This is a genomic window from Georgenia sp. SUBG003 (assembly GCF_000715355.2).
Taxonomy (GTDB): domain Bacteria; phylum Actinomycetota; class Actinomycetes; order Actinomycetales; family Actinomycetaceae; genus Georgenia.
This window is the reverse complement of the sequence record NZ_CP180204.1, coordinates 2,798,869-2,811,399: the sequence shown is the minus strand read 5'-3', so window position 1 is coordinate 2,811,399 and position 12,531 is coordinate 2,798,869. Positions and strand designations below refer to the sequence as shown.

Genomic DNA, 12,531 nt, shown 5'->3' with positions numbered 1-12,531 from the left:
GGGCGGACCACCGGCGGCATAGTGGGTCGCAGCCGACACCCTGCCTAGGAGGACCCGTGGCCGACCTGTCCCAGCTCGCCGCCTCCCACCTCGCCGCCGCGAAGGCCGACGAGCGCGGCCGCAGCCCCGAGCTGCTCGTGCACGACGGGCCGCTGCGGCAGACGATCATCGCGCTGACGGCCGGAAGCGACCTGGCCGAGCACAACTCGCCCGACGCGGCCAGCATCCAGGTCCTCCTCGGCCGGGTCCAGGTCACCGGCGACACCGTGGAGCTCGCCGCCGGCCAGCTCGCCGTCCTGACCCACGAGCGGCACGGCGTGCGGGCCCTCGAGGACGCGGTGTTCCTCCTGACCACGGTCACCAGCGTCGGCGAGACCGCCGGGCCGCAGCGCGGACGGTAGGCGACCAGCCCCCGGCTGCGCCGCCGCGGGAGCGGGTGTGCAATGGCGGCTGAGGGAGGGGGCTCGCCGTGGAGTGGTTCGGTGCGGGGGACTACGACGCCGCCAGGCTCGTGCTGCAGCGCGGCATCGCACTGCTCTACCTCGTCGCCTTCGCGGCGGTGCTGCGCCAGTTCCGCCCGCTGCTGGGCGAGCACGGCCTGCTGCCGGTCCCCCGCTACCTCGAGCGCGCCGGGAGCCGGGCCGGGCCGACGCTCTTCCGACGCCGGTACTCCGACCGGTTGCTGCTCGTGGTGGCGTGGACCGGCGCGGTGCTGGCGCTCAGCGTCGTCGCCGGGCTGCCGCAGGCCGGCCCGCCGTGGGTCCCGATGCTCGTCTTCCTCGCGATGTACGGCCTGTACCTGTCGATCGTCAACGTCGGCCAGGTGTTCTACGGGTTCGGGTGGGAGTCCCTGCTCCTCGAGGCCGGCTTCCTCGCCGCCTTCCTCGGCTCCGACGAGGTGGCGCCGCCGGTCGTGGTGGTCTTCCTGTTCCGGTGGCTGGTCTTCCGGGTGGAGTTCGGCGCCGGGATGATCAAGATGCGTGGCGACGTCGTGTGGCGGGACCTGACGGCGCTGTACTACCACCACGAGACCCAGCCGATGCCCGGGCCGCTCAGCTGGTTCTTCCACCACCTGCCCCGTCCCCTGCACAAGGTGGAGGTGGCGGCCAACCACTTCACCCAGCTCGTCGTGCCGTGGCTGCTGCTCGCGCCGCAGCCGGTGGCCACCTTCGCAGCCGCCGTCGTCGTCGTGACGCAGGGCTGGCTGGTGCTGTCCGGCAACTTCGCGTGGCTGAACTGGCTCACCATGGTCCTGGCGTTCTCCGCGGTGTCCGACGACGTCCTCGCCCGGGTCCTCCCGCTCGGCGAGGCCTCCCACGCGCCGTCGCCGGTGTGGTTCGTGGTCGTGGTGCTGGCCGTGAGCCTGCTGCTGGTGGTGCTGAGCTGGTGGCCGGCGAAGAATCTGGTCTCGAGGCGCCAGGCCATGAACGCCTCGTTCAACCGGTGGCACCTCGTCGGTGCCTACGGCGCCTTCGGGTCGATCACGCGGCGCCGCTCGGAGGTGGTGGTCGAGGGCACGGAGGACGACGACCCGTTCACCACGGACTGGCACGAGTACGGGTTCAAGGGGAAGCCGGGGCGGGTCGACCGCCGGCCACGCCAGTACGCGCCGTACCACCTGCGGCTGGACTGGGGAATGTGGTTCCTGGCGCTCGGCTCACCGTCCCAGCACCGGTGGTTCACCATGCTGCTGCGCCGCCTGCTCGAGGCGGACCGCCCCACGCTCCGCCTGCTCGCGAGCGACCCGTTCGACGGCCGCCGCCCGCGCTACGTCCGGGCGCGCGTGTTCCGGTACCGCTACTCCACGTGGGACGAGCTGCGCCGGACGCGCCGGTGGTGGTCCCGCCTCGAGGAGGGCATGCTCGTCGCCCCGCAGGATCTCGAGTCCATGCGCCGGCTCGGCTGAGCTACCGCGTCGGGCGCCCGGGCGCAGCGGGCCGTGCGTCAGGACCTCGCCGCGACGAGGTCGCCGTCGTCGTCGGAGGCCGGCTCCACGAGGTCGGCGTACTGCTCGTGGCGCTCGACGTAGGCGGCCACGTAGGAGCACACCGGCACCACGCGGCGTCCCTCGTCCCGCGCCTCGTCCAGGGCGTGCCCGACCAGGCGGCCGGCAAGGCCCTTCCCGGACATCGCGTCGTCCACCCGCGTGCGGTGGAAGATGCGCCGCTCGCCGTCGTCCAGGTACTCGGCCACACCGACGACCTCGTCGTCGACCAGGATCTCGAACCGGTTCTCGCCCTCGCGGACTGTGGTCTCCATGACGGCGCAACAACGGACCGGGCCGCCCCATTCCGGAACGCGCGCCGGCCCGGGCCGCGCGGCGACCGGGGTCGCGGAAGCTCCCGGCCGCCGCCATGCTCGGTGCCATGACCGCGAGCATCTCGTGCCTGGTGATCGACGCCGTGGACATCCGGAGGGTGGCCGACTTCTGGCTCGCCGCCCTCGGCTGGGAGGAGCGGGAGGTCGACGAGGTCGGCGTCAGCATCGGACCGCCCGGCGGCGGGCCGGGCATCGACGTCATCGCCGTCCCCGAGAGGAAGTCCGTCAAGAACCGGCTGCACCTGGACCTGCGCGCCGACGGCTCCACCCAGGCCGCGGAGGTCGAGCGCCTGACCGGGCTCGGCGCCACGCGCGCGGACGTGGGGCAGGGCCCGGACGTCAGCTGGGTGGTGCTCGCCGACCCCGAGGGCAACGAGTTCTGCGTGCTCTCCCGCTCCGTCCAGGACCTCGACGCGGAGGGGCGGTGAGGGCGAGGACCCGGCCGCCGGTCGCCCGCCGTGACTGACGGCCCCGGCCGGTACACGCTGCGGAGGCGCAGCGGCGTCCGTACCGTGTGGCCATGACGAACGGCCGGAATCCCACCCCCACCGGGTCCCTGAGCGCGACCGCCGACGGCCGCGACCTCCTCCTTGCCCGGACGCTCGACGTGCCCGTGGAGGAGGTCTGGGCGTGGCTGACCGAGCCTGACAGGACCGCCCGCTGGATCGGCAGGTGGACGGGGACGCCGGGCGTCGGCCGCACGGTCCGGTTCGCCATGGCCTTCGAGGAGGGCGACCGGCCGTCGGACGTCACCATCACCGCGTGCGAACCACCGCGGCACCTCGCGGTCGAGCTCGGCGCGGAGAGCGGGGGCTGGCGGCTCGAGGTTGTCGTCGCCGAGGCCGGCGGCGGCTGCACCGTGACGCTCGTCCACCACCTCGACGCGGCCGTCGACCCGGGTGAGGTGGGGCCGGGCTGGGAGTACTACCTGGACAACCTGCTCGCCGCGCAGGCCGGCCGCTCACCCGTGGAGTTCGGTGACTACTACCCCGCCCAGTCGGGGTACTACACGGATCTCGCCGCGAAGGAGCCCGAGGTCTGAGGCGGTCCGGGCAGGAAGAGCCCCGGCCGACGTCCGCTCCCGCGTGGGTGCACCGGCATACGCTGCGCCGGTGAGGATCCTCGTCTCGCCCGTCGAGGGCGGCGCGCACCTGCGCACGCTCCCCGGCGGCGCGGGGGCGGGCGAGACGGTCGCCTCCACCGACCTTCCCGACCGGGTCCGCCGGCTCGAGTCCGAGCACCGCCCGCGGTGGGTCTGGGCGGACACGGCCGCCGTCTACCCGCCCCTGCTGCGCGCCGGCGTGCGCGTGGAACGCTGCCAGGACCTTCGCCTCTGCCACGCCATCCTGCGGCACGCCGTCGCCTCCGCCGGCTCCGAGATCGCGAGCGCGCCGGACGGCAGGTGGGACCACCACCCCGGCGACGCCGGGGAGCCGACGCTGCTCGACGCCGTCGGCCCGGAGGTCGGCCCCGAGGACGTCCTGGCCGAGTGCGTCCGGCAGGACGCCGCCGTCGGGACCGCCACGGAGCCCGGCCGGCTCCGGCTGCTCCTCGCCGCCGAGTCCGCCGGGGCGCTGCTCGCCGCCGAGATGGCGCACGACGGCCTGCCCTGGGACCGCGCCGTCCACGACCAGCTCCTCACCGACCTGCTCGGTCCGCGCCCCGCCCCGGGCACGCGGCCCGAGCGGGTGGAGGCGCTCGCCGACCGGATCCGCCGGCACCTCGACGCGCCCGGCCTGAACCCCGACTCCCCCGCCGAGCCTCCTGCGGGCGCTGCAGTCGGCCGGCATCGAGGTGACGACCACGCGCAAGTGGGAGCTCGCCCGGTACGACCATCCCGCGATCGCGCCGCTGCTCGAGTACAAGAAGCTCTCCCGGCTGCTCACCGCGAACGGGTGGGCCTGGATGGACGCCTGGATCCGGCCGCGGCCCGACGGCGCACGCTCGCGGTTCCACCCCGACTACGTCCCCGGCGGGGTCGTCACCGGCCGGTGGGCGACGAGCGGCGGCGGGGCGCTGCAGCTGCCCAAGCAGGTCCGCGCCGCGGTCGCGGCGGACCCGGGCTGGCGCCTCGTCGTCGCCGACGCCGCACCCTGGCGGGGACCGCGCACCGTCCCGTGGTGCGCCTCAGCCCCGAGACCGCGGCCGGCCTCGGCGTCGTCGACGGCGACCGGGTCACCGTGACCGGCCCGGGCGGCTCGGTCACCCTGCCGCTGTCCCTGACCACGATGCCCGCGCACGTGGTCTGGCTGCCGGAGAACTCCCCGGGCTCGAGCGTGCACGACATGCTCGGCGCGGGTGCCGGCGCCGTCGTCGCCCTGTCCGCCGCGGAGGTGGCCCAGTGAGAACGATCCTGCCGACGGCGGCCGCCGCGCCGACCGCCGACTTCAGCAACGACACCTGGTGGATCTGGGTCATCAAGGCCGTCTTCATCCTCGTGTTCCTGCTGGTCTCGGTGCTCATGGCGCTGTGGGTGGAGCGCCGCGGCCTCGGCCGCATGCAGACCCGCCCCGGCCCGAACGTGCACGGACCCCTCGGCCTCCTCCAGGCCGTCGGCGACGCCCTCAAGCTGGTCCTGAAGGAGGACTTCTCGGTCAAGGGCGCGGACAAGATCCTCTACGTCCTGGCGCCGTTCATCGCCGCGTTCTGCTCCTTCATGGTCCTGGCGGTCATCCCGTTCGGGCCCGAGGTGTCGATCTTCGGGGTGGTCACCCCGCTGCAGCTGACGGACATGCCCGTGGCGGTCCTCTACATCCTCGCCATCACCGCGCTCGGCGTGTACGGCATCGTGCTCGGCGGGTGGGCCTCGAACTCCACCTACCCGCTCCTCGGCTCCACGCGCTCGGCGGCCCAGGTCATCTCCTACGAGCTGGCCATGGGACTCTCGCTCGTCAGCGTCTTCCTGGTCTCGGGGTCGCTCTCGACCTCCCAGATCGTCGACGCCCAGACGCAGCTGTGGTGGGCCGTCGCGCTGTTCCCGGCGTTCGTCGTCTACCTGGTCTCCATGGTCGGCGAGGTCAACCGCCTGCCGTTCGACCTGCCCGAGGCCGAGGGCGAGCTCGTGGCCGGCCACATGGTCGAGTACACGTCGATGAAGTTCGCGTGGTTCTTCCTCGCCGAGTACATCAACATGTTCAACGTCTCGGCCGTGGCGACCACCCTGTTCCTCGGCGGCTGGCGCGCGCCGTGGCCGCTGTCCACGATCGGCGACGGCGTCCTCAACACCGGCTGGTGGCCGATGCTGTGGTTCATCGCCAAGATGTGGCTGGTCATGTTCCTCATGATCTGGACCCGCGGGACCCTGCTGCGCTTCCGGTACGACCAGTTCATGAAGCTGGGCTGGAAGATCCTCATCCCGGTCGCGCTGACCTGGCTGGTGGCGGTCGCCGTCGTCCAGGGCGTGCGCCAGTTCACCGACACCGACCTGCAGACGATGCTGCTGTGGATCGCCGGGATCTTCGCCGTCCTCATGGTCGTGCTGCTGGTGTGGCCGGCCAAGAAGGAGGAGCCGGAGCCCGAGGCGGCGGCGACGCCGCACCCCGACGTCATCCCGGCCGGACCGAGTTCGACGCGTTCGCGGGCGGCTACCCCGTGCCGCCGCTGCCCGGCCAGTCCCTGCCGCCGTCGCCCAGGCGGGCCCGCCGCGAGGCGGCCGCCGCCGGTGCGCGCACCGCCCAGGGCACCCAGACCACGCAGGAGGAGGGTCACGATGTCTGACGACCAGCGCACCGGTGACGAGGGGGCCTCGCTCGGCCGCACGGAGAGGCGGCGCGGCGAGGTCGGCCGCCCGCTGCCCCCGGAGCTCGGGCCGGCGCAGAAGGGCCCGCTCGGGCGCCTGTTCGCCCCGGTCGCCGGCTACGGCGTGACCATCTCCTCGATGTTCCGGCCCACCGTCACCGAGCAGTACCCGTTCGAGAAGGTGCCGACGCAGCCGCGCTACCACGGCCGCCACCAGCTCAACCGCTACGCCGACGGGCTCGAGAAGTGCATCGGCTGCGAGCTCTGCGCCTGGGCGTGCCCGGCGGACGCCATCTACGTCGAGGCCGGCAACAACACCCCCGACGCCCAGTACTCCCCGGGCGAGCGGTACGGCCGCGTGTACCAGATCAACTACCTGCGCTGCATCTTCTGCGGCCTGTGCATCGAGGCCTGCCCGACCCGGGCGCTGACGATGACCAACGAGTACGAGCTCGCCGGGCCCACCCGGGAGGGTCTGATCTACGAGAAGCAGGACCTCCTGGCCCCGATGCTGGAGGGCATGCTCGCCGCGCCCCACCCGATGGTGGCGGGCACGGACGACGACGACTACTACCGGGGCGAGGTCGCCGGGCCGACGGCGGAGCAGGTCGAGTGGGTGCGTGCCCACCGCCCGGGCGACCCGACGCTGGGCACCGCACGTCCCGCCGCCGCCGGCGCCGAGGGGGGCCGCAAGTGATCACCGGGATGCTTCCCGCCTCGCTCGCCGAGACCGGCACGGTCTCCACCGGCGAGACCGTCCTGTTCTGGGTGCTCGCCCCGGTCATGGTGCTGGGGGGCCCTCGCCCTGCTGTTCTCCCGGCGCGCCGTCTACGCCGCGATGTCGGTGGTGCTCGTCATGCTCTGCCTCGCGGCGATGTACATCGCCCAGGAGGCGCCCTTCCTCGGGGTGGCCCAGGTGGTCGTGTACACCGGCGCGATCATGATGATGTTCCTGTTCGTACTGATGCTCGTGGGCGTCGACGCGTCCGACTCCCTGCACGAGACGATCAAGGGCCAGCGCTGGCTGGGTGTCCTCGCCGGGCTCGGGCTGGCCGTGCTCATCGGCGCCGTCGTGCTCCGCGCCAGCGGTCCGGAGCCCACCGGCCTGGCCGGCGCGAACGCCGACACCAACCCCGTGGGGGTCGCGCGGCTGATCTTCTCCGACCACGTCTTCGCGATGGAGCTGACCGGTCTGCTGCTCATCGTCGCCGCCGTCGGGGCCATCACGCTCACCCACCGCGAGCGGCTGCACCGGAAGGCCAGCCAGCAGGAGGTGCTGGAGGCCAGGATGGCCGCCTACGGCGCGGGCGAGACCCGGGTGGGCCAGCTGCCCGCCCCCGGCGTGTACGCGCGCTCGAACGCCGCCGACCTCCCCGCCCTCTCCGCCACGGGCGAGCCGCTCAACGACTCCGTGCCCCGCGTGCTGCGCATCCGCGGCCAGGGCCGCACGATCGGGGACGTCAGCCCCGAGACGGTCGAGGCCGTCGCGCGGGCCCGCACCGGGGAGACGGGCCGCGGCCTGCGCCGGTCGGCCGGCTCCGTCGGCTCGCGCGCCGTCGCGCAGGCGCAGCTGCCGAGCATGCGCGGCGAGGCCGCGCCGGAGCCGCGGCTGCCCGGCAGCCCCGGGTACGAGGAGGCCGGCGACGTGACCGGCCCGTCCGACGTCGGGGCCGACGGCGCCCGCAGGGAGATCGAGAACGCGGAGGCGGACAAGTGAGCCTGGTCAACTACCTGGTGCTCTCCGGGATCCTGTTCGCCATCGGCGCCACCACGGTGCTCGTGCGGCGCAACGCCATCATCGCCCTGCTGGGGGTGGAGATCATGCTGAACTCCTCCAACCTGGCGCTGGTGACGTTCGCCCGGATCCACGGTGACCTCACCGGGCAGGTCCTGGCCTTCTTCGTGATGGTCGTCGCCGCCGCCGAGGTCGTGGTCGGCCTCGCCATCATCGTGTCCATCTTCCGAACCCGCAGGTCCGCGTCGGTCGACGACGTCAGCCTGCTGAAGCACTGACGGGGGCCGGCGCATGCTGGGTTCTACAACCGTGTCCACCTCCCTGCCGGGTGCGCTGACCGCCGCCCTGCCGGGCGTGCTCCCCGCGGCCACGGGCAGCGCCGCGGCGGCGTCGACGCGGCCGCCACGACCGCCGTCGCCGCCGTGACGATCTTCGGCACCGTCGCGATGCTGGCCCTGCCACCGCTCGCCACGGCCCTCGCGCTGGACGAGCACGCCACCGGCGTGTGGCTCGGGGCAGGGATCCACGAGGTGGGCCAGGTGGTCGCCGCCGGCGGGCTGGTCGGCGAGGCGGTGCTGGCGACGGCGGTCGTCACCAAGCTCGGCCGGGTGGTCCTGCTCGCGCCGCTGGTCGCCGGCGTCGGGTACGCGTCCAGCCGGCGTGCCCGGGCGGAGGCAGAGCGCGCGCGGCCGTCGAGTCGGCCGACGCCGTGCTGGCCGGCACCGAGCCCGCCCCGCACGCGACCGCCCGCACGCCCCTCGTGCCGGGCTTCGTCCTCGGCTTCCTCGCCCTGGTGCTGGTGCGCTCGCTGCTGCCGGTGCCCGCCGAGGTCCTGCTGGTGGTCCAGACGGCGTCGACTTTCCTGCTCACCGTGGCGATGGTGGCGCTGGGCACCGGGGTGAACGTCCGGGCGCTGCTCACCCGCGGCGGGCCCGCGCTCCTGCTGGGCCTCGTCGCCGCGGTGGTCGCGGCGGGGATCTCGCTCGTCGGGGTGCTCACGCTCCTGTGACCCGGCGCGCGACGACCCCGTCCGCCCGCGTCCGGTGTCCCACCTGCCGGCCGCGCCGGTGTCCCACTTGGAGGGACGGCGCGCTCGCCCATCAAGACAACACCTCCCTCCGATCGTGCGGACGGCAGGCCGCCCCTACCATCGGCGACATGGCAGCAGCGACGGGGCAGCGCCGCTACGTCCTCGAGAGGATCGCGCGGGGCCTGAGCACCCGGGCATCCGGCGCGCGGGTGCTCCGGGTCGCCATCGACGGCCCGGACGCGGCGGGGAAGACCACCTTCGCGCGGGAGCTGGACGACATCCTGCACCCGATGCTGCCCCGGGGTCCGGAGGTGCGCCGGTTCAGCGCGGACGAGCTCATCATCCCGCTGCAGCTGCGCCGCTCGCCGCAGGCCGCCGACCCAAGGTGGGTGTACGAGAACACCTACCCGCTCGACCGCATCCGAGAGATCACGGTCGGCGACCCCGCCCACGAGCATCCCGGCACGGTGGTCCTCGTGGACGGCATGAGCCTCCTGCGGCCCGAGCTCGAGGACCTGTGGGACGTGACGATCTACCTGTCGGTGCCCGAGTCGGTCACGGTGGACCGGGTGCTGGCGCGCCTCGACGTCGAGGACGACGAGCCCGACGCCGTCGAGGCCCGCTACCGGGAGCGCTACCTGCCCGCCCTGGCGCTGTACCGCGAGATCGCGGACCCGCTGCGCCGCTCGGACGTCATCATCGACATGGTGGACCCCGACAACCCCGTGGTCCTGCGGTGGGGCGGGATGTAGCAGGCCAGGACCCCCCGCCCCGCGGGACGGAACCGCCGCCGCCCGAAGGGGACAAAGTCCCATGCGCGCGCCGGCGGGCAGCCTAGGCTCGACGGCGTGAGCACCGTCGCAGCGCCGCGAGAGCCCGCCCCGGAGACGCGCGTCGCCCTGGTCCCGGAGGTGGCGGGCTCGCTCGTGCGCGCCGGACGCCGGACGCGGCGACGCCGGACGCCGCGACGCCGGACGAGGCGACGCCGGACGAGGCGACGCCGGACGAGGCGGTCGCACCGGTGCGTCGCCGTGCGGCGATCTCCCCGTCACGGGCCAAGGACTTCCGGCAGTGCCCGCTGCTGTTCCGCTTCCGTGCCGTCGACCGGCTGCCCGAGCCGCCCAGCCAGGCGGCGGTGAAGGGCTCGCTCGTCCACGCGGTCCTCGAGCACCTCTTCGACCTGCCCGCCGCCGGGCGCACGGAAGAGGCCGCGCAGGAGCTGCTCGACCCTCGGTGGCAGGAGCTGCAGGCCACCCGTCCGGACCTCCTGCGCATGTTCTCCGGGCCCGAGGACCTCGGCGCGTGGCTGGCGGAGGCGCGCAGCCTCCTTACCCAGTACTTCCGCATGGAGAACCCCACCCGCCTGGAGCCGGCCGAGCGCGAGATGCTCGTGGAGACCGAGCTCGCCTCGGGGATCCTGCTGCGCGGGTTCGTGGACCGGATGGACGTCGCACCGAACGGAATGGTGCGGGTGGTCGACTACAAGACCGGCCGGTCCCCGCACCCGCGGTACCAGGACGAGGCGCTGTTCCAGATGCGGTTCTACGCGCTGATGCTGTGGCGGCTGCACGGCCGGGTGCCCGCCCGCCTGCAGCTGGTCTACCTCGGCGACGGGCGCACGCTCACCCACGACCCGGGCGAGGAGGAGCTCGTCGCGCTGGAGCGGGACCTTGAGTCGCTGTGGGCGGCGATCTCCGAGTCGGCCAGGACCCAGAAGTTCGCCTACCGCACGTCCAGGCTGTGCTCGTGGTGCTCGTTCCAGTCGTACTGCCCCGCGTTCGGTGGCGAGGAGCCGCCGATGCCGCCGGGCGGGGTCGAGCATCTGCTGACCGTCCAGGCGGTCTGAGCCCGGAGACGGACGCCGACCGCGCAGCCACGCGGGCGCCAGAGCCCGCTGCGACGCCCTGTGCCGCGCCGCGCCCATGCCCGCGCCGCGAGCCATGCCCGCGCGGCGCGCTCAGCGGCCGGCGCGCCCCACGGTCGCGAGCTCGTCCACGACCTCGCCCGCGAGGATCCGGGCGAGCAGGTCAAGGCCCACGCCCTCGAGCGAGCGCAGCCGGCTGAGGGTGTCCTGCGCGGCCACCTGGACCATGAGCGGCACGGCGATCGTCCGGGCCCCGGACGCCAGCGCCGCGGTGACGCCCACGGTGGAGTCCTCGACCGCGATGCAACGCGCGGGGTCGACGCCGAGCCGCTCGGCCGCGGTGAGGTACGCCTCCGGGTGCGGCTTTCCGCGGGTCACCTGGTCGCCCGTGACGACCTCCTGGAACGTGCCGGCGGGAGCGGCCGCGACGACGGCGCCCGCGAAGCTCTCGTAGGACATCGTCACCAGTGCGCACGGCACGCCCGCCGACCGCAGCTCCGCGAGGATCTCGAGCGCGCCCCGGCCGCCAGGGCGCCCCCTTCTCGCGCACCCGCGCGACCACGCCGGCGAGGATCTCCTCGACCAGATCGGCCGGGTCGCCGCCGATGCCGGTCTGCGCCTGGATGATGCGGGCGGAGGTGATCAGGTCGTTGCCGACCAGCTGGAGTCCCTGCTCCTGGGTCCACGTGCCGCCGTGCCGCGAGACCACCGCGGTCTCGGAGGCCATCCAGTAGGGCTCGGTGTCCACCAGCGTGCCGTCCATGTCCCACAGCACCGCGTCCGGAAGTCGCCTGTCGCTCACCCCACGACCCTATCCGCGCCTAATGTGGGTTCATGACCAGCAGCGAGCCAGGCAAGCAGGACGCCACCGGCGGCGGGACGCCGGCGGAGGCTCCCGACGAGAGCGCCAAGGGCAACGAGCTCCCGCCCGCGATCCTGCTCGCCTCCTTCGAGGGCTGGAACGACGCCGGCGGCGCCGCGTCGCAGGCGCTGGACATCGTCGCCGAGGCGTGGGACGCGGACGTGGTCCACGAGCTCGACGCGCAGGACTACCACGACTTCCAGGTCAACCGTCCGCACGTGAGCATCGGCGAGGACGGCACCCGCGAGCTCACGTGGCCCTCCACCACGGTCTCCGTGGCGCGGGCGCCGATCTCGGGCCGCCGCGTGGTGCTGGTGCAGGGCGTGGAGCCGTCGTTCCACTGGCGCGACTACTGCGACGAGATCCTCGAGGTCGCCCGCGGGCTCGGGGTCGGCACCGTCGTCGGGGTCGGCGCCCTGCTCGCCGACGTGCCCCACTCCCGGCCCATCCCGGTCCAGACCACCTCCGCCGACCCGCAGGTCCAGGCGCTTCTCGGCGTGGAGGGCTCGGAGTACGAGGGACCGTCCGGGATCGTCGGCGTCCTCACCCACTTCGCCGCCGAGCAGCGGCTGCACACCCTGAACGTGTGGGCCGCCGTGCCCCACTACGTCGCGCAGCCGCCCTCGCCGAAGGCGACCCTCGCGATCCTGCTGCGTCTGGAGGAGCTCGTCGGCGAGCCTCTCCCGGTGGGCGACCTCCCCGAGGACGCCCGCGCCTGGCAGGCCGGCGTCGACGAGCTGGCCGGCCAGGACCCCGACGTCGCCGAGTACATCCAGCAGCTCGAGGAGGTCAAGGACACCGCCGACCTCCCCGAGGCCTCCGGCGAGGCGATCGCCCGCGAGTTCGAGCGGTACCTGCGCCGTCGGGACATCCGCGGCGACAAGGGAGACAAGGGCGGGCAGGGCCCCGCCGGTCTCTGAGACCTGCACTGGAACTGGTCGAGATCTTCGAGGACAGCCCACGGAACTTCGGGCGGACCTACC

General features: G+C 73.8%; 14 protein-coding genes and 3 pseudogenes. 14 read left to right on the top strand and 3 right to left on the bottom strand.

Annotated elements, in window-relative coordinates; all coding sequences use genetic code 11:
• The first annotated feature begins 56 nt into the window (after window positions 1–56).
• Together DA06_RS14330 and DA06_RS14325 are read left to right on the top strand one after the other, a co-directional pair.
• Entirely contained in the window at window positions 57–401 is a 345-nt protein-coding gene (locus DA06_RS14330) for a hypothetical protein (RefSeq protein ID WP_043501209.1), read from the top strand.
• A 68-nt stretch (window positions 402–469) separates the two neighbouring features.
• Entirely contained in the window at window positions 470–1,906 is a 1,437-nt protein-coding gene (locus tag DA06_RS14325; RefSeq protein WP_043501206.1) for a lipase maturation factor family protein, read from the top strand.
• 38 nt (window positions 1,907–1,944) lie between these two features.
• On the opposite strand, the gene DA06_RS14320 is transcribed toward DA06_RS14325, so the two are convergent.
• Window positions 1,945–2,259, bottom strand: coding sequence for a GNAT family N-acetyltransferase (locus DA06_RS14320; RefSeq protein ID WP_043501204.1), 315 nt, complete (start codon window positions 2,257–2,259; stop codon window positions 1,945–1,947).
• Window positions 2,260–2,366: 107 nt separating this feature from the next.
• Here DA06_RS14320 and DA06_RS14315 point away from each other — a divergent pair, with 107 nt between their 5' ends.
• From DA06_RS14315 to DA06_RS14265, 11 genes and pseudogenes are all read left to right on the top strand, one after another.
• The gene (locus tag DA06_RS14315) at window positions 2,367–2,747 is read left to right on the top strand and encodes a VOC family protein (RefSeq protein WP_043501217.1); all 381 of its coding nucleotides are present in this window, start codon (window positions 2,367–2,369) and stop codon (window positions 2,745–2,747) included.
• Between the two features lie 92 nt (window positions 2,748–2,839).
• Window positions 2,840–3,361: an SRPBCC family protein gene (locus DA06_RS14310; RefSeq protein ID WP_043501200.1), complete on the top strand. Its 522-nt coding sequence runs from the start codon at window positions 2,840–2,842 to the stop codon at window positions 3,359–3,361.
• A 70-nt stretch (window positions 3,362–3,431) separates the two neighbouring features.
• Window positions 3,432–4,664, top strand: coding sequence for a molybdopterin dinucleotide binding domain-containing protein (locus tag DA06_RS14305; protein ID WP_418605309.1), 1,233 nt, complete (start codon window positions 3,432–3,434; stop codon window positions 4,662–4,664).
• A pseudogene (nuoH, locus tag DA06_RS14300) lies at window positions 4,661–6,036 on the top strand (NADH-quinone oxidoreductase subunit NuoH). The gene DA06_RS14305 and the pseudogene nuoH overlap by 4 nt, the downstream one beginning before the upstream one ends.
• A complete protein-coding gene (gene nuoI / locus DA06_RS14295; protein WP_043501195.1) occupies window positions 6,029–6,754 on the top strand; it encodes an NADH-quinone oxidoreductase subunit NuoI in 726 nt (241 codons plus the stop codon). The pseudogene nuoH and the gene nuoI overlap by 8 nt, the downstream one beginning before the upstream one ends.
• A 141-nt stretch (window positions 6,755–6,895) precedes the next feature.
• Window positions 6,896–7,774, top strand: a complete 879-nt coding sequence (locus DA06_RS14290) for an NADH-quinone oxidoreductase subunit J (RefSeq protein WP_052436770.1) — start codon at window positions 6,896–6,898, stop codon at window positions 7,772–7,774.
• Entirely contained in the window at window positions 7,771–8,070 is a 300-nt protein-coding gene (gene nuoK / locus DA06_RS14285; protein ID WP_043501193.1) for an NADH-quinone oxidoreductase subunit NuoK, read from the top strand. Before DA06_RS14290 ends, nuoK begins: the two co-directional genes overlap by 4 nt.
• A gap of 168 nt (window positions 8,071–8,238) precedes the next feature.
• A pseudogene (locus DA06_RS14280) lies at window positions 8,239–8,415 on the top strand (putative sulfate exporter family transporter); the annotation flags it as partial.
• An 86-nt stretch (window positions 8,416–8,501) separates the two neighbouring features.
• Window positions 8,502–8,801, top strand: coding sequence for a putative sulfate exporter family transporter (locus DA06_RS14275; RefSeq protein ID WP_052436769.1), 300 nt, complete (start codon window positions 8,502–8,504; stop codon window positions 8,799–8,801).
• Between the two features lie 149 nt (window positions 8,802–8,950).
• Window positions 8,951–9,574, top strand: coding sequence for a hypothetical protein (locus tag DA06_RS14270; protein ID WP_052436768.1), 624 nt, complete (start codon window positions 8,951–8,953; stop codon window positions 9,572–9,574).
• 269 nt (window positions 9,575–9,843) lie between these two features.
• Window positions 9,844–10,668, top strand: a complete 825-nt coding sequence (locus DA06_RS14265; protein WP_418605308.1) for a RecB family exonuclease — start codon at window positions 9,844–9,846, stop codon at window positions 10,666–10,668.
• 111 nt (window positions 10,669–10,779) lie between these two features.
• On the opposite strand, the gene DA06_RS14260 is transcribed toward DA06_RS14265, so the two are convergent.
• Together DA06_RS14260 and DA06_RS14255 are read right to left on the bottom strand one after the other, a co-directional pair.
• Window positions 10,780–11,274, bottom strand: a complete 495-nt coding sequence (locus DA06_RS14260) for an HAD family hydrolase (RefSeq protein WP_418608021.1) — start codon at window positions 11,272–11,274, stop codon at window positions 10,780–10,782.
• A 73-nt stretch (window positions 11,275–11,347) separates the two neighbouring features.
• Window positions 11,348–11,413 (bottom strand): annotated as a pseudogene (locus DA06_RS14255) (hypothetical protein); the annotation flags it as partial.
• A 107-nt stretch (window positions 11,414–11,520) separates the two neighbouring features.
• Here DA06_RS14255 and DA06_RS14250 point away from each other — a divergent pair.
• The gene (locus DA06_RS14250) at window positions 11,521–12,468 is read left to right on the top strand and encodes a PAC2 family protein (RefSeq protein WP_418605307.1); all 948 of its coding nucleotides are present in this window, start codon (window positions 11,521–11,523) and stop codon (window positions 12,466–12,468) included.
• The last annotated feature ends 63 nt before the right edge of the window (window positions 12,469–12,531 follow it).